Here is a 20,124-nt window from a genome sequence, read left to right as displayed (position 1 = left end):
AACCCTCTACTTCTAAAGTAGAGGGTTTGCTTTTTATTGAAATTCTTTTTGGTACTTCCCATGGCTGCTGACTATATATACGATGAACATGATCCAGCCTACCTGGGATAATAAAAGTCCGCCATAGAAAATGATCCATAACAGAGAGAATGTGGCAGGTGCAACACTAAACGCAGCCTGGAAATAATAAATCCACATACCGACCAGCATCAAGGACTGTATAACAGCTAGGGATAACCTTCTTACTTTCAGGAAGAGAAAAGGCGTAAGAGTCGAAAGCAATAAGAAAATCATAACAATATCCATTTAAAAACAACTCCTTTTAAGGAAGAATTTAATGTAAGCGCATTCTTACTCTTTCTTTTATTGTAACAAAAAATTCTTGAAAAAGACACATAATGTTCACAAGTTTTCCATAATGAAGCAAAACCACTGTTAAGACATGGCTATTACTTTTTAAAACCTTTTCCTTAACAAGATCATAATCTAAGGTAAAGGAGTGGTCCCCATGTTTTTTTTATTTTACATTTTGCCTGGATTCATCCTTTGTATGGTACAGAAGGAACCTGCGCTTGAAACGAGAGAAGAACGGTCAGTTTATATTTTCTATTTAGTGTTTATTATAATTTTCTGGCCTGTTTTTATTATAGTTAAAGTGTGGAAAAGGTATGTTGGTAAATTTTTGCCGAGGAAGTGAAGGGGATTGGTAAAAGTTATGAAGCATACAGCAGCCCTTCTAATCCAATAATAAGAGTGCCTATTCGGCTATCTTGTTATTATAGGAGTGTGGAGTTAGATGAAACGACAGAACGTACAATGGTTACCAGTTATTGCATCCATAGGGGTAGGTGCAGCCACTTACAGTTTAATGACTGGTCAATCAGGGCAGCTGCAAAACGTGCTTCCTGGTTTAGCAAAGGTGGCGTCATCTCCACAGAAAAATCAATCAACAGAACAATTTCCGTTCAGCGGATAATCATATAGACTGGCTTCTTGTACAAGAGGCCAGTCTATTTTTAAACCATCTAAAAAACGTTACGGCATTCGCCAGTAACGTTTGATGTAATAAATGATTTGTGTTAGTTAATTTGTGGAATTTCAATTGCTCTTTTGTCAATTTCCTTAGTTAAAAGATATACAAAATCATCATCTAACTGAAGCTTGACGGACTCCAGATAAGTTTCTAGTAGCGTTTGATCATCTAGAAGTGACAAAACCATGCAGCTCCTTAGAAATTTTTAATTAGGTGAATTATGATTCACAACTACTTTATTTTAACAAAAAAGGATGCTTTCACATGAGACAAAAGACTCATTTTTGGTGGGGTTGTCATAACTAGACATAATTCGATTTTCTGAAACAAAATAAAAATAAGGGTTCTTATCGAATGAAAAGATAAATGTGCGCTTAACCGCGACACTTTTAGTATGGGAAGGAAAGCAATTCCATTGTGTTTCAGTAATAACTGATTTAATATAGCCTAATAAGTATAAGGTTGGGGGAATTAAATAGAAGGGACTGGCAGAAGGTTTTATTTTAACTTTTTTGGTCATAATAGAATATGCTAGAACTCCAATGCTATAGGAAGGGTGTCTTATGGAAAATAATAAAGGGAATATTGTTATGTTCCCCAAATGGAAAACGAATTTGGAAAAAGAAGGTCTTCAAGCGCTTAAAGAAAAACGTTACCAAGACGCTGTTCAATCACTTCAGCCTCTTCTCGACTATGATGCTGCCAATCATGATGTTTATACAGGCTTATTGATGAGCTGGATTGAGTTGGGCGAATTCGACGAAGCTGAAGAATTATGTAAGAAGCAGATGAAAATAGAAATCGATCATTATTATCACTATTTACATATATACATAACGATTTTATTTCAAACAAACAGGTATCAGGATATTGTGGATCTACTTGACGAAGTGTTTGAAGCAGAAGACGTTCCTCACCAAAGTAGAACTCAATTATGGCAGATGTATGAAGTCAGCCGTAAGCTTTTAGAGGATTATCAGCGAGAACAAGGCGAAAAGCTAATTAATGATTTCCTGGCTGCAATGGACAAAAATGATACTCAAAAGCAATGGGCGATGGTAGAACAGTTGAAAAAACAGCCAGCCTTACCGCATTTAGAGACATTCAGACCAATTCTTAAGGATAATTTAGTTCATCCAATTATCAAATCAGCAGTAATCGAGTGGTTCAGAGATACCCATATAGAAGTCCAAATACAGGTTCAAAAATTCGGTCAAATTATTGAAGTGGTACCCGGGAAACTAAATCAATTACAGTCTGACTACATTATAAAACAAATACAAATGAGACTTGGAGGAATTGAACAGAATAATCCAAGTATGTATGTCATTCTGGACCGTCTTTTATATAGATACTGTTATGTACGCTTTCCGTTGTTTCCTAATGAAAATGAAGTTCCAATTATTGTTGAAGCGCTCAAACAAATAGGTCATCAATATTTGCAGCTGCCTTACCATGAAAAGTCGAATAATGAGGATGTTCAGAAATATATAGAAGAAATTGAATTGTGTGAACAACATTATTCTTTAATCATTGGAGAATAACTAACAAAGGTGAGATTATTCCACTTATATGTACATATCTTGAAAGCCCGCATGTTTATGTTATAATATAATGGTTGCAAATGAGATTCGTATGTATAAAGAGTCATAGAATCAATGAACAATCGTCCATTGACGAAATTGAATGAATAGATGTTGGAGGGAATTTTTTATGTCAGCAAAATGGGAAAAGCAAGAAGGTAATCAAGGTACTTTAACAGTAGAAGTGCCGGCAAGTGAGTTCGACCAAGCACTTGATCAAGCCTTCAAAAAAGTAGTCAAAGATGTACAAGTACCTGGATTCCGCAAGGGTAAAGTACCTCGTAAATTATTTGAACAACGTTTCGGAGTGGAATCTCTTTATCAAGATGCTCTTGACATTGTGCTTCCTCAGGCTTATTCAAACGCTGTAGAAGAAACTGGAATCGAGCCGGTAGATCGTCCGGAAGTAGATGTTAAGCAGATTGAAAAGGGTGAAGACCTGGTATTTACTGCTGAAGTAACCGTTAAGCCTGAAGTTAATCTTGGAGAATACAAAGGCTTAGAAGTTGAAGAGCAAAGTACAGAAGTTACAGAAGAAGATGTGCAGAACGAATTGAAACAACTACAGGAGAAACAAGCTGAACTTGTTGTTAAAGAAGATGGCGAAGTTGAAGACGGCGACACAGTAGTTATGGACTTTGAAGGCTTTGTCGATGGAGAGGCGTTCGAAGGCGGACAAGCTGAGAACTATTCTCTTGAAGTAGGATCTGGTTCTTTTATTCCAGGTTTTGAAGAACAGCTGGTAGGTAAGAAAGCAGGAGAAGAAACAGAAGTAACTGTTACTTTCCCTGAAGAATACCATGCAGAAGATCTTGCTGGAAAAGAAGCGACATTCAAAGTAACCATTCATGAAATTAAAGGCAAAGAATTCCCAGAGCTTGATGATGAATTTGCCAAAGATGTTGATGAAGAGGTTGAATCTCTTGATGAACTTACTAAGAAAACACGTGAACGATTAGAAGAGCAAAAGAAAACAGATGCTGAAAATCAAAAGCGTGACACTCTTGTAACAAAAGCTTCTGAGAATGCAGAAGTAGAAATTCCGGATTCTATGGTTGATACTGAACTTGATCGCATGGTTCAAGAATTTGAACAGCGCCTTCAAATGCAGGGTATGACCAAAGACATGTACTTCCAATTCACAGGGCAGGACGAAGACGCTCTTCGTGAACAAATGAAAGAAGATGCAGGCAAGAGAGTTAAAACTAACTTAACTCTAGAAGCAATTGCTGAAGCTGAAGATGTAAATGTTGCAGATGAAGATGTTAATGCAGAACTTGAGAACATGGCATCCATGTATCAAACAGATGTAGCTCAGTTAACTCAAATGCTTGGCGGAAATACCGACATGATCAAAGAAGATCTTAAGGTACGCAAAGCAATTGACGTATTAGTTGAAAACAGCAAAACTAAATCTGAATAAGAGGATCTGGAGACAAGGGGCGGGTTTGCTTCTTGTCTCCTCCTATATTTCCTCTTAGTAGAGTATAGGTTAAAGAATTAGTGGATAGTATGAATGATACTTCCTGTGTTTTACATACACTATAGAGGTATCCTTTTGTTTGACTTATCCATTACATATCTACATAATGAGGTTGGTGCAATAGAGATTCGCACACCTCTAATAGGTATTGCTTTTTTGTTAGGAGTTATTTTGGTATGATGAGCAAAAGAAACTGAATCGTTTAAGGTCATATCTTAAAACTTCAGTCGCAACTATTGCGTCATTTTATTAAGGGGTGAAATGTATGTTTAAATTCAATGAGGAAAAAGGACAGCTAAAGTGTTCTTTCTGCGGTAAAAGTCAAGAGCAGGTTCGCAAACTCGTGGCAGGACCAGGGGTATATATATGTGATGAATGTATTGAACTTTGTACAGAAATTGTTGAAGAGGAACTTGGAAATGAAGAAGAAGTAGAATTCAAAGAGGTACCAAAACCACAAGAAATTCGTGAAATCCTCAACGATTATGTTATTGGTCAAGAACAGGCTAAGAAAAATTTATCCGTAGCTGTTTACAATCATTACAAGCGTATTAACGCAGGTACGAAAAATGATGATGTAGAGCTTGCTAAGAGTAATATTTTAATGCTTGGACCTACAGGAAGCGGTAAAACACTTCTTGCTCAAACACTTGCGCGTATATTAAATGTTCCATTTGCCATTGCAGATGCAACTTCATTAACGGAAGCTGGCTATGTAGGGGAAGATGTGGAAAACATTCTTCTTAAATTAATACAAGCAGCTGACTATGATGTAGAAAAAGCTGAAAAAGGTATCATTTATATCGATGAAATTGATAAAGTGGCCCGTAAGTCTGAAAATCCTTCCATAACTCGTGATGTATCAGGTGAAGGCGTACAGCAGGCTTTACTGAAGATTCTAGAAGGTACGCAGGCCAGTGTCCCTCCACAAGGAGGACGCAAGCATCCTCATCAAGAATTTATTCAGATCGACACGACCAATGTGCTGTTCATCGTTGGGGGAGCTTTCGATGGAATTGACCAGATTATCAAGCGTCGCTTAGGTCGTAAAGTAATAGGATTTGGTTCGGAACAAAATGTTGATGAGAATGAAAAGAAAGAGTTGCTTACAAAAGTACTCCCTGAGGACTTGTTGAGTTACGGGTTGATTCCGGAATTTATTGGCCGGTTGCCGGTAATTGGAAGCCTGGAGCAATTAGATGAAGATGCACTTGTAGAAATTCTTACTAAACCTAAGAATGCACTTGTTAAGCAATATCAGAAATTGTTCCAAATAGACCATGTAGAGCTGGAAATTGAAGAAGAAGGTCTTCGTGAAATTTCACGTCTGGCCATTGAACGTAAAACAGGTGCCCGCGGCCTGCGTTCTATAATTGAAGGCATCATGCTTGACGTTATGTATGAATTACCTTCACGTGATGATATTGAAAAATGCATCATTACTAAAGAAACAGTTACAGCGGAAAATGGCCGTCCTAAGCTTATTCTGACTGATGGAACGGTCGAAGATGAGAATAAAGAATCTCCTAAAGAAAGTGCTTAAGTAAAACTTTGGAGAGGTATTTCTCTTGAACTTCAAGCCGCGCTACGCCTAGCTGTAGCGCGGCTTCAATTTTATCCTTTACGAAAAGAGATAGATCTGTGATGAGGCACCGCACAGCGGATACCTTACTGGCTGGCTTGAATACAACTCTTATGATAAAGCCTGGTACATAAAGGATGAAAGAAGCGTTTCTTGCTCATAATATGGGTATCATTTGAAGAGGCTGCCCCCTTCACGCACCAATGTGAAGGGGGTTCGGCATTGGAAACTAATAGTTTTCCTGCGTTTACTTTCCAAAAAGTTTTATATATGATTAGAATACGTATTGGTATTATACGGAGGTGCAAAAATATGACAGACAAACAGAAAAATCAAATCCCCCTCCTTCCTCTTAGAGGATTGTTAGTGTACCCATCTATGGTGCTGCACCTGGATGTTGGAAGAGAAAAATCGGTTAATGCATTAGAGCAAGCCATGATGGAAGATAATGAAATCTTCCTTGTATCACAAAAAGAAGTGAATATTGATGATCCTTCTTCCGATGATATGTACTCTGTTGGTACAGTGGCACGAGTGAAGCAAATGGTGAAACTGCCTAATGGCACAAATCGTGTACTTGTAGAAGGGCTTTATCGTGCAACTATTGATGAAGTAAGTGAAGGTGAAGAATTTTATCAAGCAAATATTCAGAGGCTAGAGGATGAACACGAGGATAAAAACGAAGAAGAAGCCTTGATGCGCACGTTAATGAGTCAATTTGAACAATACGTAAAAGTATCTAAAAAGGTAAGTCAGGAGACCTACAATACGGTATCAGACATAGATGAACCGAGTCATCTGGCAGATATCGTAACATCTCACTTGCCCGTGAAACTAAAAGATAAGCAGTCCATATTAGAAACTGAAAATGTGAAAGCACGTCTCCAGAAATTAATAGAACTTATAGGGAACGAACGTGATGTCCTGCAAATCGAACAAAAAATCGGGCAACGAGTTAAGAAATCTATGGAAAAAACACAAAAAGAGTACTATTTACGTGAACAGATGAAAGCGATACAGAATGAACTGGGAGATAAAGATGGCAAAACGGGCGAAGTTGCCCAATTGAAAGAAAAGATTGAAGAAGCTGAAATGCCGGAACGAGTAGAGAAAATCGCGTATAAGGAACTTGGCAGATATGAAAAAGTGCCACAAAGCAGTGCGGAAAGTTCCGTTATCCGTAATTATATTGAGTGGCTTGTTTCTCTTCCGTGGACCGCTGAAACAGAAGATAATCTGGATGTTAAGCATGCAGAGAAAATTCTGGATGAAGATCATTATGGATTAGAGAAAGTAAAAGAGCGCGTGCTCGAGTATCTGGCTGTGCAAAAACTTACTCAATCCATTAAAGGTCCAATTCTATGTTTGGTCGGCCCTCCAGGGGTAGGTAAAACATCACTTGCAAAATCCATAGCCCGTGCCATAAACCGTAATTTTGTCCGAATCTCGCTGGGTGGAGTGAGAGATGAAGCTGAAATAAGAGGACATCGGAGAACATATATCGGGGCGATGCCGGGTAGAATCATTCAAGGAATGAAGAGGGCGGAAACCGTGAATCCTGTATTTCTTATGGACGAGATCGATAAGATGGCCAGTGATTTTAGGGGAGATCCTTCATCTGCCATGCTGGAAGTACTTGATCCTGAACAGAACAGTACTTTTAGTGACCACTTTATTGAAGAACACTATGATCTATCCAAAGTTATGTTTGTAGCGACAGCCAATACTATGTCCTCTATACCAGGACCATTACAGGATCGTATGGAAGTTATTAACATAGCTGGCTATACCGAAGTCGAGAAACTTCATATCGCAAAAGAGCATTTGCTTTCTAAACAAATAAAAGAAAATGGTTTAAGTAAAGGACAAATTCAAATCAGGGAAGATGCTTTACTTAAATTAATCAGAACTTATACACGTGAAGCTGGAGTACGCGGGTTAGAACGTGAACTGGCAAGTATATGCCGAAAAGCTGCTAAAATTATAGTCTCAGGTGAAAAGCAGCGTGTGGTGGTTACAGAGAAGCAATTGGAAGAACTGCTGGGCCGTCCTAAATTCAGATATGGTCAAGCTGAACTTGAGGACCAAATTGGAACAGCTACAGGTCTTGCTTACACGGCTGCAGGGGGCGATACACTCTCGATTGAAGTATCTATTTACCCAGGAAAAGGTAATCTTACTCTTACAGGTAAACTAGGGGATGTTATGAAGGAATCTGCACAAGCGGCCTTCAGCTATATTCGTTCCCGTGCACAAGAGTTGAATATCGATGCTGACTTTGTAGAAAAGAACGATATTCATATTCATGTTCCAGAAGGAGCAACTCCTAAAGATGGACCTTCTGCAGGAATTACGATTGCTACGGCTCTGGTCTCTGCCCTTACCGGACGGCCTGTTCGGAAAGAAGTGGGGATGACAGGAGAAATAACCCTACGAGGCCGAGTACTGCCAATAGGTGGATTAAAGCAGAAATCATTAAGTGCCCACAGGGCTGGTCTTTCTAAAATTATTATTCCTTCTGAAAACGAAAAGGATTTAGAGGATATTCCGGAAAGTGTACGTGAAGGGTTAACATTTATACCGGTTAAGCACTTAGATGAAGTGTTAAACCAAGCGCTGGTGGAGGAAGTCCATGAAGGTTAATTATGCAGATATCGTAATTAGCGCAGCGAGTAAAAAACAGTACCCTAAAGCTCCGATTCCGGAAATTGCCTTAGCAGGAAGATCTAATGTAGGAAAATCTTCGTTTATTAACAAGATGATTCAACGGAAAAATCTTGCTCGCACTTCTTCTAAACCTGGAAAAACTCAAACATTAAATTTTTATATTATTAATGATCTGTTTCATTTCGTAGATGTTCCAGGGTATGGTTATGCCAAAGTATCTAAAAAAGAGCGTGCTAAATGGGGCGAAATGATGGAAGAGTATTTTTCAGAAAGAGAACAGCTGCGTGCCACTGCTCTGATCATTGACTCTCGTCATAAGCCTACGGAAGATGATGTTATCATGTATAACTATTTAAAACACTTTGGATTACCAGTCATGGTTATTGCAACAAAACTGGACAAACTTAAGAAAAGTCAAAAACACAAACAGCTAAAAACCATTCAGGAGGTTTTGGAAATGGAAGAAGAAGATACTTTGATTCCTTTTTCCTCTGAAACCGGTGAAGGAAAAGAACTTGCTTGGAAAACTATGCTCTCACATTTGAATATGTAAGGGAAGCCACTTCTTTTAGAAGTGGCTTTTTTGTACAACGATTTTGCCCTTGTGGAAGATATTCCTTCCCAATTTATTATGAAGCTTTTTATTTAAGTAGTATTAAATATGATGGGAAGATCGTTCAATAATGACTACTACTTCTCAAATGACAACCTTAAGACTTCATGATAATCTTAAGCAATTTCATGCATTTATAAGGATTTAACTGTAATTATATAACCTAACCCATCATATACGGTATTTTGAGTTTATATGCATTATTTTAAATTTTGGGAAAACTTTGAATGATAGATATAATTAATATTATTGTCAATATAACAATTAACTAACAATTTGATGAAGGGATGGACTGGGAAAATATGAAAAAGTACTTATTTATGTTACCTCTTACTATTATCTTGATCTTTGCGTTGGCTGCTTGTGGAAGCAGTGAAGACGAAGGAGAAACTTCAGGTGATTCCGAAGAAGGCTCGGAGGAATCGAGCGGATCTAATGCGGATTACGGTTTAGTCGAAGAAGGAAAGTTTACCTTCGCCTCGTCTGGAGAATTTCGTCCATTTAGCATGACAGATGCAAGTGGGGAAATGTCAGGTTTTGATATCGACGTGGCAAATGCAATTGCCGAAGAACTGGGTCTTGAACCAAATCCTCAAAAACAGAAATTCGCTTCCATTGTAGAAGGGGTTAAAACAGGACGTTTTGATGCTGCCGTAGCAAGTCATACGATTACAGATGCACGTGCAGAACAAGTAGCTTTCTCAACACCATATTATTATTCTGGAGCGCAAATTTTCACACGCCCTGGAAGTGATATTGAAACCCTTGAAGATTTAGAAGGTAAGGAAATTGCTGTATCCAAAGGTTCTACTTACAGTAAATTTGCTGAGGAAGCAACTGAAAATATTAAAACATATGATAGTGATGTCGTAGCCCTACAATCACTTGCCAAAGGCCGTCATGATGCTGTTATCACGGACTTCTTAACAGGTAAGGAAGCGATGCAGCAGGATCTTGAAATTGAGGCTAAAAAAATGATTGAACGCAGTGAACAGGCGGTAGCCGTAGCAAAAGATAACGATAAGCTATTAGAAGACATCAATGCAGCTCTTGAAAAACTTCGTGAAGATGGGACCCTTGCTGAAATTAGTAATGAATACTTTGGTGATGATATTACCACTAAACCTGAGTAATTGATGATTTTAGTTATACGGAAGTCTAAAGAGTGCGCGCGTGCGTACTCTTTTTTGACATTAAAGAGGAGTTGAGGTTATGTACTTACAGTTTATTTCATTCTGGGGAGGTTTTTGGGAAGCTCTTGTAAACAGCCGGGAGTTATTTTTTGAAGCTTCTCAGCTTACCCTTGCATTAACAGCCGTTTCCATATTTATTGCCATATTTGTCGGTTTATTCTTTGCCTTATTAAAAATTTCTAATATTAGACCTTTGGAATGGATCGCGAATGCTTACATTTACATTGTAAGGGGAACACCGCTTATTGTGCAGATTTTTGTATTCTATTATGGATTGACCAACGTATGGATGATTAGCGGATTCTGGTCAGTTTCTTTGGGACTCGCGTTCCATAATGGTGCCTATATTGCTGAGATTTTCCGGGGGTCTATACAATCTATAGGCAAAGGTCAAACAGAAGCCGGACGTTCTCTTGGGATGAGTCAGGCGTTAACGATGAGAAGAATCATTCTCCCTCAGGCTTTCCGACGCGCGTTGCCCCCGCTCGGTAATCAGTTTATTATTGGGTTAAAAGATTCTTCTCTGGCCGCGTTTATTGGAGTGTCTGAGATATTTGCAGTTGCTACAACACAAGGGGCAAATACTTTCGATTATATGACTTGGCTGCTTGTAAGTGCTGTGTACTACTTAATTCTTGTTTTCCTTCTAACCCTTGTGGTTAGCTTGATAGAGAAGAAGATGGCTGTGAGTGGCGATGAGTAAGCATAGAGGAGGGATGCAGTTTGGCTAAGCAAATGATAGAGGTTAACAAATTAAATAAATATTTCGGAGATAACCATGTTCTGAAAGATATTGATTTTCATGTAGCAGAGAGTGAAGTGGTCGTTTTAATAGGTGCCAGTGGATCCGGAAAGAGTACAATGCTGCGCTGTTTAAACTTTTTAGAAATGAAAAACAGCGGAGAGATCTTTATCAAAGGAAATGAAGTTAATCCCAAAAAAGACAATGTTAATGAAGTTCGGCAAAAGGTGGGTATGGTTTTTCAGCATTTCAATCTTTTCCCTCATAAGACCGTACTGGGAAACGTTATGGAAGCTCCTACGCAAGTAAAGGGGCTGTCCAAATCTCAAGCAAAAAAAGAAGGAAAAGAACTGCTTGAAAAGGTAGGACTTGCTGAAAAAGCAAATGATTATCCTTCTCGTTTGTCAGGGGGACAAAAGCAGCGCGTAGCTATTGCGCGTGCCCTTGCTATGAAGCCGGAGATCATGCTATTCGACGAACCTACCTCAGCTCTTGATCCAGAGCTTGTAGGGGAAGTGCTGCAAACGATGAAAGATCTGGCTAAAGAGGGAATGACAATGGTCGTGGTAACCCACGAAATGGGCTTTGCTCGCGAGGTAGCAGATCGAGTGGTTTATATGCATGAAGGTAAAATTGTTGAAACAGGTGCACCAAAAGATATTTTTGAAAACCCGAAGGAAGAAAGAACCCAAGCTTTTTTAAGCTCTATACTATAATGAAAAGCCGCTGTGATGTATACCACAGCGGCTTTTTGTAACTATTTTTTTAACACATAGATACCGGAAATAATTAGGACCAGAGGCCAGTACCTAATGATCGTTTGAAAACCAGTCTGAATCCATTGAAACCATTCAGGATTAACCGGCCATAATAAAGCAAAAAAACCGAATCCAAGGAATAACAGCGCCAGGATCAATCCTTTCTTGGCCCCAGCATACCTGATGAGAAAAGCCATTCCTATAACCAGAAAGTAAAACGGCCAATCATCTGTCCAGAACTCTAGATGTCGGGTGGCGTGGAAATGAATACCAAATCCCAGTAGTAATGCCCCGGTAAAAAGACTCGATTGATCTTTAGTTAAATAATGATGTAATAAAAAGGAAGTTCCGATAATAATGAGTAGAGTAGGCCATGAGTAAAACTCAGATAAGTAGGCAATATTTAATTGGCTGGTCAGAAAGTATAATCCAAAACCAATGAGCAAAAAACCAATTAAAGAATTCTGTTTAGTCATCGAGCGATCCCATCCATTCCATTAATAGTAATTTCGTTTACTTGCGCAATGAGCCTGGGTTTGGTATATTACAAACGGATTATAATTTAAATTTATTCTAAATAAATAGTGAAAAAATTCTTTAACAATGTATCTATATCCTATCACATCATTTTCGAATTCTGTTCATATTTTTGCGGGAAAATAGATAGGAATATATGTTATACTAATTCATATGTGAAAGTCTGGAACGTTTAATGGGGGTAGATGAAATGCATATTTTAGCTGTTGGTCTCAACTATAAAACGGCCCCTGTGGAAATTAGGGAGAAACTCACTTTTTCGGATAAACACTTAACGGAAGCAATGCAGGAGTTAAACACTCGTAAAAGTGTACTGGAAAATGTGATTATTTCTACATGCAATCGTACGGAAATCTATGCAGTGGTAGATCAACTGCACACAGGACGCTATTATATTAAACAATTCTTAGCCGATTGGTTTAATGCTGATAAAGATGAATTCTCTCCATTCTTATCTTTTTATGAAACGGATGGGGCAATTGAGCATTTACTTCGAGTGACCTCTGGGCTTGATTCAATGGTGCTGGGAGAAACCCAAATATTGGGTCAAATGAAACAAGCATTCATTAATGGACAGGAAGCAGGAACGACTGGTACGATCTTTAATCAGTTGTTTAAACAGGCAGTTACGATGGCCAAAAAAGCCCATAAGGATACTGAAATCAGTGAAAATGCTGTTTCGGTAAGTTACGCTGCGGTTGAGCTTGCTCGAAAGATATTCGGTGATCTTGTCCATAAGCATATCGTAATTCTTGGCGCGGGTAAGATGGGTGAACTTGCTGCTAAAAATCTGCATGGATCCGGTGTGCGTAAAGTGACCGTTATTAACCGTACCCTATCTAAGGCACAGGTAGTAGCTGATCAGTTCAATGGACAAGCACGGACCATGGAAGATCTGGATTCCGTTCTTACAGACGCTGACATCGTAATAAGTTCCACAGGAGCGACAGATTACGTAGTGACTAAAGAGAAAATGGAGCCAATACACCGTAAAAGAAAAGGAAAACCTCTCTTCTTTGTAGACATTGCTGTGCCAAGAGATTTGGATCCAGCTATGGAAAGCCTGGAGAGCGTATTCTTATACGATATTGATGATCTTCAAGGCATTGTTGATGCTAATCTGGCTATACGCAAGCAAGCAGCCGAAGAAATTGAAATTATGGTGGAAGCTGAAATTGTAGAATTTAAAGAATGGCTACAGACTATTGGAGTTGTGCCCGTAATTTCCGCTTTGCGCTCAAAAGCCCTTGGCATTCAAGCAGAGACTATGAAGAGTATAGAACGAAAAATGCCTGAGCTTACAGATCGTGAAAGAAAAGTACTCAGTAAACACACAAAAAGTATTATTAACCAAATGCTGAAGGAACCGATCCTTCAGGCTAAAGAATTAGCGGCTCAGCCTGATTCGGAAGAAACCCTGCGGTTATTTACTCAAATATTTGGAATTGAAGCGCAGGTAGAAGAGGAAATAAAAGAGCAGACGAAAAAAAACCAATCAGCTGTGAAGCAAGAAGGTGAGGCAGGCCAATTTTTTCCTGTCGCTAACTCTATTGTTAATCCGTAAGGGTGGATGTCCATATGTTCGAGCTTAAATGGGTATACGAACTCATCCTATTACTTTATGGACTTAGTTTAATTGGATATTTCATTGACTTTGTGCAGACGAACCGGAAGGCTAACCGTACAGCCTTCTGGTTACTTAGTATGGTTTGGGTTTTACAAACCTTTTTTTTGTTGACACAAGTTTTGATTGACGAGAATTTACCCATAATGACCGTATATGATGGTTTATATTTTTATGCCTGGATTTTAGTAACGTTCTCTTTAATTATTAATCGACTGTTTAGGGTGGACTTTCTAGTGTTCTTTACGAATGTGGTTGGGTTTCTTGTTGTACTCATCCATTTATCTACCAGAGCCCAGAACGATTTAAAGGACCAGGGAGTGGAGCTCGTAAATGAGATGCTTGTGGTTCATATTAGTTTAGCCATCATTTCTTATGGGTTTTTTACACTTTCATTCATATTTTCAATTATGTACTTGCTGCAGTACCGACTTCTAAAGAAAAAAAAGTGGAATGCTAAACTGTTTCGTTTGGGTGACTTAACAAAACTGGATCACTTTTCTTATATATCGGTTATACTGGGAGTTCCTCTGTTGTTAATTGCTATTATCTTGGGCGTTACCTGGGGATATATATCACCTGATACATTTTATTGGTATGACTCAAAAACGTTAGGCTCGTTTCTTGTGCTCTTCGTTTATATCGTTTACCTGTTTTTGAGGGTGGTAAAGGGTTATCAGGGACGTTCCATTTCTATATTTAACTCGGGCGCTTTTTTATTTCTATTAATTAATTTCTTTTTATTTGGTTCATTATCGAATTTTCATTTTTAAGGAGGTAGTCACATGAAGAAAATAGTGATCGGTTCAAGAAAAAGTAATTTAGCTATTACTCAGACGGAGTGGGTAATCGAACAACTGAAAAATATAGATCCCAGTTATGAATTTGAAATTAAGAGAATCTCTACTAAAGGGGATAAGATTCTGGATGTGACTTTATCCAAAGTTGGCGGAAAAGGTCTATTTATTAAAGAAATAGAACAAGCCATGTATGACGGAGAAATTGATATGGCTGTCCACTCCATGAAGGATATGCCCTCAGAGGTAGCTTCTGGTTTAACTGTTGCTTCTGTTCCAATTAGAGAAGATCATAGAGATGCATTTGTCTCCAATGGTAATGTTGCACTTAAAGACTTGCATGAAGGAGCCGTAGTAGGAACCAGCAGTTTGCGGCGGAGTGCTCAAATTAAAGCTGTGAGACCAGACGTTGAGGTGAAATGGATTCGCGGCAACATTGACACACGTCTTCGAAAATTGAAAGAGGAAGATTTTGACGCTATTGTTTTAGCAGCTGCAGGTTTAAAACGTATGGGCTGGGATGATAATCTTGTAACCGAATATTTAGAGCCGGAAGTGTGTGTACCTGCTGTAGGGCAGGGAGCGCTAGCGATACAGTGCCGGGAAAATGATTCTTCGTTACGGGACTTCCTTATGCAGATTAACCATGAATATACAGCCACAACCGTATCGGCTGAACGGAAGTTTCTCCATGATCTTAACGGTGGTTGTCAAGTTCCAATTGGAGGATACGCTTATAGAATAGGCAGCGAAATTGTATTGAGCGCACTGGTAGGTACTCCAGATGGTAAAACCATTCTTCACGAAACTGTGAGAGGCGAAGACCCGCTGGCGGTAGGGAAAGAAGCTGCTGATCGTCTGAAAGCGCAAGGTGCTCAGGAAATTGTAGATGAAGCTAAAGAGGAGTATGGGCAGTAATGAAGCCTCTTGCGGGGAAAACGATTCTTGTAACAAGAGGCGCATCCCAGGCGAGACCTTTTGTAGACCGAATAAATCAGGAGGGGGGAGAAGCTTTGCAAACCCCTCTTCTTCACTTTCAACTAAATGACTCGAAGGAGAATCAGGAGATCCTTAAGAAACTTCACAACTATGAATGGGTTTTTATTACAAGCTCTAATGGTGTGAAGTTTTTTTTCGAACTAATCAATCGAATAGGAATTAGGGTTCCTGATTCTCTGCGTTTTGCAATTATTGGAGAAAAGACAGCTCGCACACTTAAGACTTACGGATACGAAGCTGATTTTATGCCATCCAGCTTCCAGGCTGATACAATGGCTGAAGAGTTTTTTAGAGACAAAAGAGCTCCAGGTATGATCCTCTACGTAAGAGGAAACCGCTCAAGAGATGTTCTTCCAGAAAAATTTACTGAACAGCAGGTCTTTTTTCAAACCATCACGGTCTATGATACGCTACTATTGAAAGAGCATCAGGAACAGATTCGACAATCGATCTGTAATCACGAGATTGATGCACTAACGTTTACAAGCCCATCTACTGTCCAGGCCTACATAGCCATCATGAAAGACATGCCGGATACAGGCCGAGATCTTCCTTGCTTTTGTATAGGACCCACAACCGCGGACCAGGCTGAGCTTGTTGGGTTTCAACAGGTCTTTTTACCCCCTCACTATACAATGGAAGATATGGTGGAGAAGATGGTGCAATTTTTTTCATAAGAAGGGAATCGATACTATGGCAGATTTAGATTTTAAACGCCATCGCCGTTTACGGCGGACAGAATCAATGAGAGCATTAGTGCGGGAAACGCATTTACGTAAGGATGATTTAATCTTTCCTATATTCGTAGTTGAAGGGGAAGGAGTTAAGAATGAAGTTTCTTCCATGCCTGGGGTTTATCAAGTTTCTCTCGACCATTTAACAGCAGAGATGAATGAATTAGTCCACGTTGGCGTGCGCTCTGTTATTGTCTTCGGAGTACCGAACGAGAAAGATGAAGTAGGCAGCCAGGCCTATCATGAAGAGGGAATTGTTCAAAGGTCTATCCGACAAATAAAGGAAGAAGTACCTTCACTAACAGTGATTGCAGATACGTGCTTATGTCAGTACACGGATCATGGGCATTGCGGTATCGTTCGCGAAGGTGATATAGATAATGATGAATCGCTTCACTATATTACGCAGACAGCTATTACTCAAGCTGAAGCAGGGGCAGACATTATTGCCCCATCTAATATGATGGATGGATTTGTCGCCTCCATTCGAAAAGGACTTGATGACGCTGGTTACAGCCAGATTCCGATCATGTCCTATGCAGTCAAATATGCTTCTTCATTTTATGGCCCTTTCAGGGATGCGGCTCATAGTTCTCCGCAATTCGGTGATCGAAGAGCCTATCAGATGGATCCATCGAACCGATTAGAAGCTATTCGAGAAGCTGAATCGGATGTAGAGGAAGGTGCAGACTTTCTTATTGTGAAGCCTGCTCTTGCATATTTAGATATTATGAGAGAAGTTAAAGATCGCATTAATCTCCCACTCGTTGCTTACAATGTGAGCGGTGAGTACTCTATGATTAAAGCGGCAGCTCAAAACGGCTGGGTGAATGAGCAGGAAATCGTTCTAGAAAAGCTTACAGCTATGAAGCGAGCTGGCGCTGATCTCATTGTTACTTACTTCGCCAAAGACGCAGCGAAATGGTTGGACGAATAAACCACTGATTTTTAGAAAGGATGAGTCGCTATGAAACAATTTGACCGCTCTTCAGCTGCTTATAATAAAGCGGTGGATTTAATGCCGGGGGGAGTTAATTCTCCTGTGAGGGCATTTAATTCTGTAAACATGGATCCTATATTTATGGAAAAAGGAAAAGGGTCTAAACTTTATGATTTGGATGGCAATGAATTCATCGATTATGTGCTTAGTTTTGGGCCTTTAATCTTAGGGCATGCGGATGAAAAAGTTGTAGAGTCTTTAAAAAAAGTAACGGAACAGGGCACAAGCTTCGGTGCTCCTACAGAAATTGAAAACCATCTTGCTGAGGTGGTTATTGAACGTGTTCCTTCCATCGAAATGCTAAGAATGGTCAATTCAGGGACAGAAGCCACAATGAGCGCCCTGCGTGTTGCCCGTGGGTACACCGGTCGTGACAAAATTCTCAAATTTGAAGGGAATTATCACGGTCATGGAGATTCTCTTCTCATTAAGGCAGGGTCTGGGGTTGCCACTTTAGGACTGCCAGATTCGCCGGGAGTTCCAGCATCCATTGCTCAAAATACGATCACGGTTCCATATAATGATTTAGATAGCGTGCGTTATGTTTTTGAAGAATATGGAGATGACCTGGCTGCGGTCATTATTGAACCGGTATCCGGTAATATGGGAGTCGTTCCTCCAAAAGAAGGTTTCCTACAGGAACTTCGTGAATTAACGGAGAATAATGGCACTGTTTTGATTTTTGATGAAGTAATGACTGGATTCAGGGTAGGTTATCATAGTGCACAAGGTCATTTTGGTGTTACACCGGATATGACCTGTCTTGGGAAAGTAATTGGCGGTGGCTTGCCTGTAGGTGCATATGGAGGAAAACGTCATATTATGGAGCGAGTGGCTCCAGTTGGAGACATTTATCAAGCTGGTACTTTGTCAGGAAATCCATTAGCTATGACAGCAGGTTACGAAACGGTATCATCCATGACAGAAGAAGCTTATGAAGGAATTAATAGAAAAGTGGACCGTCTAATTGAAGGGTATGAAGAAGCGGCAAGAGCAAACAATATTCCATTGACGGTTAACAGGGCAGGATCTATGGTAGGATTCTTCTTTACGAATGAGCCTGTAATCGACTTTGAGACTGCGAATGCTTCTAATCTTGAAATGTTTACGCGCTATTACCAAGGGATGATTGAAGAAGGAATCTACCTTCCCCCTTCCCAATTCGAGGGCCTCTTTCTATCAACGAAGCATACAGAAGAAGATATAGAGAAAACGATAAAGGCAGCAGAAAAAGTATTTGCATCCCTTTAAATATGGATTTCACAAGGCATGGCCGTATTAGGTCATGCCTTTTTCTGGTTCCCTCCATGTATATAAAATCAGTTACCGCATAAGGTGGTAATAGAGACTTGGGTTTATTATATTCTGGGAGGGGCAAATCCATTGAAAAATAAACAAAATGTATTTTCTTTTTATTTAGACGAAGCGATATGGTTTAAGGAAGGACAGGGAGTCAGGGAACTAATTGGTATTTCATTGGAACCTGAAATCGTAATTGAGGAAAATGGAGATGAAGTTCGTTTAAAAGGAACAGTCGAACTGGCGGGAGAATATGTCCCCCACCAATCTGATCATAAATATGAAGAGGCTGCCCCGCTGCAGTCGGTAAGGACCATGGATCATGTGCAATCAGGCGAAGAAGGGGTCTGTTATTTCTCCCATTCCTTCCCTGTAGAAATTACAGTACCGCTTGAAAGGATTTCCAGTCTGGAAGATGTCCTCATTGATATAGAAAGTTTCGATTATGAACTTCCTTCTAATAACCAGCTAAGGCTGCATGCTCAGTTAAACATTAACGGGGTCGAACAAAAATCAAATGCCGCTGATAATTCGGATACATTTGATGAGTCGGCTACTCTTGGACCGGTGGATTACAAAGAAGAACGTAAAGAAAAAGAAAAACCAGTAATTCCAGAAAGGGAAGCCCCTGTGGTTCAGCTCACGAATCGGAATGATCCGTCGGCTCAAGAGTTAGAAACAGATGAAGAAGGCAGATGGCCTCATAAAAAGTCTCAGAATTTCGCAGAATTCTTTGGTCATGAACAAAAAGAAGATACCCCTGAGGTTTCATCTGAGAGTACTAGTGTGTGGCACGAAAGCACTGTGGAAGAAGAAATGAGCGCTTCTTCGTCTTATGTGGAATCCTCGACAAAAGGCTCAGAGGAAAAAGAGGAAGCCCCGGGCGGACTTGATGGAATCAAACAGATATTTAAGCACCTGTTTCCTAATCGTGAAGAGACTTACACTCAAATGAAAATGTATATCGCTCAAGAAGATGAAACGCTGGCTTCTATTGCTGAAAAATATGAGGTGTCCATCCATCAGTTGGAAAAAGTAAACGAACATCGAGATGAAGTTTCTCCTGGTCAAATCGTGTATATCCCTAATTAAATCCATTTATAACGAAAAGCTAGAAAAACGCCGACAATAATTCCTAATAAGAAGACGTCAAATGTTGTAGGGAATAAGATTGTACGGAGACACTGGAAAACCAGAATTGGCAATAAAGCTTTTTCCAATATAAACAAACAAGTACGGCACCATGGTGGAAGACGATAACGGTATAAGCGGCTCAACGTCCATCAACCTCCTTTCATTGCATATTCGCGTTTTTTTCACAAATAGTTGACTAAAACAATCATTTCTATATACAATATGTAATAGAAGCATTATACGTGAAATGCCGTGACAGGGAAGAGTACATGGACATATCCTTCAGAGAGGAAAACGGGTGGTGAGAGTTTTCCAGGTTTTATGTTGGTGGAAGGTCGCCCTTGGA

20 protein-coding genes and 1 other annotated feature (1 of these 21 running past the window's edge) are annotated in these 20,124 nt (G+C 39.6%); of the genes, 16 read left to right on the top strand and 4 right to left on the bottom strand.

Annotation, left to right across the window (positions count from 1 at the left end):
• Nucleotides 1–33: 33 nt before the first annotated feature.
• Nucleotides 34–306 (bottom strand): hypothetical protein, encoded by a 273-nt coding sequence (locus LCM11_RS03900; protein ID WP_224892927.1) that lies wholly within the window; start codon nt 304–306, stop codon nt 34–36.
• Nucleotides 307–796: 490 nt separating this feature from the next.
• On the opposite strand from LCM11_RS03900, the gene LCM11_RS03895 reads away from it, so the two are divergent.
• On the top strand, nt 797–976 hold the full coding sequence (locus LCM11_RS03895) for a hypothetical protein (RefSeq protein WP_224892926.1): 180 nt from the start codon (nt 797–799) through the stop codon (nt 974–976).
• Between the two features lie 103 nt (nt 977–1,079).
• On the opposite strand, the gene sda is transcribed toward LCM11_RS03895, so the two are convergent.
• The gene (gene sda / locus LCM11_RS03890; RefSeq protein ID WP_224892925.1) at nt 1,080–1,220 is read right to left on the bottom strand and encodes a sporulation histidine kinase inhibitor Sda; all 141 of its coding nucleotides are present in this window, start codon (nt 1,218–1,220) and stop codon (nt 1,080–1,082) included.
• 376 nt (nt 1,221–1,596) lie between these two features.
• Here sda and LCM11_RS03885 point away from each other — a divergent pair, with 376 nt between their 5' ends.
• The 8 genes from LCM11_RS03885 (at nt 1,597) to LCM11_RS03850 (ending at nt 11,612) form a co-directional block, all read left to right on the top strand.
• Nucleotides 1,597–2,577 carry a tetratricopeptide repeat protein gene (locus LCM11_RS03885; RefSeq protein WP_224892924.1) on the top strand — a complete coding sequence of 327 codons (981 nt, stop codon included), beginning with the start codon at nt 1,597–1,599 and terminating at the stop codon, nt 2,575–2,577.
• 169 nt (nt 2,578–2,746) lie between these two features.
• Nucleotides 2,747–4,039 carry a trigger factor gene (gene tig / locus LCM11_RS03880; protein ID WP_224892923.1) on the top strand — a complete coding sequence of 431 codons (1,293 nt, stop codon included), beginning with the start codon at nt 2,747–2,749 and terminating at the stop codon, nt 4,037–4,039.
• A 325-nt stretch (nt 4,040–4,364) separates the two neighbouring features.
• Complete coding sequence (gene clpX / locus LCM11_RS03875) at nt 4,365–5,642, top strand: ATP-dependent protease ATP-binding subunit ClpX (RefSeq protein ID WP_014643922.1); 1,278 nt, start codon at nt 4,365–4,367, stop codon at nt 5,640–5,642.
• A 351-nt stretch (nt 5,643–5,993) separates the two neighbouring features.
• Entirely contained in the window at nt 5,994–8,324 is a 2,331-nt protein-coding gene (gene lon, locus LCM11_RS03870) for an endopeptidase La (RefSeq protein ID WP_224892922.1), read from the top strand.
• Complete coding sequence (yihA, locus tag LCM11_RS03865; RefSeq protein ID WP_224892921.1) at nt 8,314–8,901, top strand: ribosome biogenesis GTP-binding protein YihA/YsxC; 588 nt, start codon at nt 8,314–8,316, stop codon at nt 8,899–8,901. The genes lon and yihA overlap by 11 nt, the downstream gene beginning before the upstream one ends.
• A gap of 362 nt (nt 8,902–9,263) precedes the next feature.
• The gene (locus tag LCM11_RS03860; protein WP_224892920.1) at nt 9,264–10,094 is read left to right on the top strand and encodes a transporter substrate-binding domain-containing protein; all 831 of its coding nucleotides are present in this window, start codon (nt 9,264–9,266) and stop codon (nt 10,092–10,094) included.
• Nucleotides 10,095–10,173: 79 nt separating this feature from the next.
• Nucleotides 10,174–10,857: an amino acid ABC transporter permease gene (locus LCM11_RS03855; protein WP_224892919.1), complete on the top strand. Its 684-nt coding sequence runs from the start codon at nt 10,174–10,176 to the stop codon at nt 10,855–10,857.
• A 32-nt stretch (nt 10,858–10,889) separates the two neighbouring features.
• Nucleotides 10,890–11,612, top strand: a complete 723-nt coding sequence (locus tag LCM11_RS03850) for an amino acid ABC transporter ATP-binding protein (RefSeq protein ID WP_224893084.1) — start codon at nt 10,890–10,892, stop codon at nt 11,610–11,612.
• A gap of 41 nt (nt 11,613–11,653) precedes the next feature.
• On the opposite strand, the gene LCM11_RS03845 is transcribed toward LCM11_RS03850, so the two are convergent.
• Entirely contained in the window at nt 11,654–12,130 is a 477-nt protein-coding gene (locus LCM11_RS03845) for a LiaI-LiaF-like domain-containing protein (protein WP_224892918.1), read from the bottom strand.
• 251 nt (nt 12,131–12,381) lie between these two features.
• On the opposite strand from LCM11_RS03845, the gene hemA reads away from it, so the two are divergent.
• The 7 genes from hemA (at nt 12,382) to spoVID (ending at nt 19,736) form a co-directional block, all read left to right on the top strand.
• Nucleotides 12,382–13,755: a glutamyl-tRNA reductase gene (gene hemA / locus LCM11_RS03840; RefSeq protein WP_224892917.1), complete on the top strand. Its 1,374-nt coding sequence runs from the start codon at nt 12,382–12,384 to the stop codon at nt 13,753–13,755.
• A gap of 14 nt (nt 13,756–13,769) precedes the next feature.
• Nucleotides 13,770–14,588, top strand: coding sequence for a cytochrome c biogenesis protein (locus tag LCM11_RS03835; protein WP_224892916.1), 819 nt, complete (start codon nt 13,770–13,772; stop codon nt 14,586–14,588).
• Between the two features lie 12 nt (nt 14,589–14,600).
• Complete coding sequence (hemC, locus tag LCM11_RS03830) at nt 14,601–15,530, top strand: hydroxymethylbilane synthase (protein ID WP_224892915.1); 930 nt, start codon at nt 14,601–14,603, stop codon at nt 15,528–15,530.
• Entirely contained in the window at nt 15,530–16,288 is a 759-nt protein-coding gene (locus tag LCM11_RS03825; RefSeq protein WP_224892914.1) for a uroporphyrinogen-III synthase, read from the top strand. Before hemC ends, LCM11_RS03825 begins: the two co-directional genes overlap by 1 nt.
• A 16-nt stretch (nt 16,289–16,304) precedes the next feature.
• Complete coding sequence (gene hemB, locus LCM11_RS03820; protein WP_224892913.1) at nt 16,305–17,282, top strand: porphobilinogen synthase; 978 nt, start codon at nt 16,305–16,307, stop codon at nt 17,280–17,282.
• 30 nt (nt 17,283–17,312) lie between these two features.
• Nucleotides 17,313–18,596 carry a glutamate-1-semialdehyde 2,1-aminomutase gene (gene hemL, locus LCM11_RS03815; RefSeq protein WP_224892912.1) on the top strand — a complete coding sequence of 428 codons (1,284 nt, stop codon included), beginning with the start codon at nt 17,313–17,315 and terminating at the stop codon, nt 18,594–18,596.
• A 132-nt stretch (nt 18,597–18,728) separates the two neighbouring features.
• A complete protein-coding gene (gene spoVID, locus LCM11_RS03810; protein ID WP_224892911.1) occupies nt 18,729–19,736 on the top strand; it encodes a stage VI sporulation protein D in 1,008 nt (335 codons plus the stop codon).
• Here the strand turns inward: spoVID and LCM11_RS03805 are convergent.
• Complete coding sequence (locus LCM11_RS03805) at nt 19,733–19,921, bottom strand: hypothetical protein (protein WP_224892910.1); 189 nt, start codon at nt 19,919–19,921, stop codon at nt 19,733–19,735. The genes spoVID and LCM11_RS03805 overlap by 4 nt on opposite strands.
• A 100-nt stretch (nt 19,922–20,021) precedes the next feature.
• Nucleotides 20,022–20,124, top strand: a binding site (T-box leader); it runs 127 nt beyond the window's last position.

It is taken from the genome of Halobacillus halophilus (genome assembly GCF_020171985.1).
GTDB lineage: Bacteria > Bacillota > Bacilli > Bacillales > Halobacillaceae > Halobacillus > Halobacillus halophilus_A.
The sequence above is the reverse complement of the archived record's forward strand: the minus strand, read 5'-3'. Positions and strand labels throughout refer to the sequence as shown.

Excerpts from the sequence above, each read along its gene's own strand:
- lon (WP_224892922.1), top strand. The coding sequence starts at position 5,994 with ATGACAGACAAACAGAAAAATCAAATCCCCCTCCTTCCTCTTAGAGGA.
- LCM11_RS03845 (WP_224892918.1), bottom strand. The coding sequence starts at position 12,130 with ATGACTAAACAGAATTCTTTAATTGGTTTTTTGCTCATTGGTTTTGGA.
- hemC (WP_224892915.1), top strand. The coding sequence starts at position 14,601 with ATGAAGAAAATAGTGATCGGTTCAAGAAAAAGTAATTTAGCTATTACT.
- sda (WP_224892925.1), bottom strand. The coding sequence starts at position 1,220 with ATGGTTTTGTCACTTCTAGATGATCAAACGCTACTAGAAACTTATCTG.
- LCM11_RS03850 (WP_224893084.1), top strand. The coding sequence starts at position 10,890 with ATGATAGAGGTTAACAAATTAAATAAATATTTCGGAGATAACCATGTT.
- LCM11_RS03895 (WP_224892926.1), top strand. The coding sequence starts at position 797 with ATGAAACGACAGAACGTACAATGGTTACCAGTTATTGCATCCATAGGG.
- hemB (WP_224892913.1), top strand. The coding sequence starts at position 16,305 with ATGGCAGATTTAGATTTTAAACGCCATCGCCGTTTACGGCGGACAGAA.
- hemA (WP_224892917.1), top strand. The coding sequence starts at position 12,382 with ATGCATATTTTAGCTGTTGGTCTCAACTATAAAACGGCCCCTGTGGAA.
- LCM11_RS03855 (WP_224892919.1), top strand. The coding sequence starts at position 10,174 with ATGTACTTACAGTTTATTTCATTCTGGGGAGGTTTTTGGGAAGCTCTT.
- LCM11_RS03885 (WP_224892924.1), top strand. The coding sequence starts at position 1,597 with ATGGAAAATAATAAAGGGAATATTGTTATGTTCCCCAAATGGAAAACG.
- clpX (WP_014643922.1), top strand. The coding sequence starts at position 4,365 with ATGTTTAAATTCAATGAGGAAAAAGGACAGCTAAAGTGTTCTTTCTGC.
- LCM11_RS03860 (WP_224892920.1), top strand. The coding sequence starts at position 9,264 with ATGAAAAAGTACTTATTTATGTTACCTCTTACTATTATCTTGATCTTT.
- LCM11_RS03835 (WP_224892916.1), top strand. The coding sequence starts at position 13,770 with ATGTTCGAGCTTAAATGGGTATACGAACTCATCCTATTACTTTATGGA.
- hemL (WP_224892912.1), top strand. The coding sequence starts at position 17,313 with ATGAAACAATTTGACCGCTCTTCAGCTGCTTATAATAAAGCGGTGGAT.
- tig (WP_224892923.1), top strand. The coding sequence starts at position 2,747 with ATGTCAGCAAAATGGGAAAAGCAAGAAGGTAATCAAGGTACTTTAACA.
- yihA (WP_224892921.1), top strand. The coding sequence starts at position 8,314 with ATGAAGGTTAATTATGCAGATATCGTAATTAGCGCAGCGAGTAAAAAA.
- LCM11_RS03825 (WP_224892914.1), top strand. The coding sequence starts at position 15,530 with ATGAAGCCTCTTGCGGGGAAAACGATTCTTGTAACAAGAGGCGCATCC.
- LCM11_RS03900 (WP_224892927.1), bottom strand. The coding sequence starts at position 306 with ATGGATATTGTTATGATTTTCTTATTGCTTTCGACTCTTACGCCTTTT.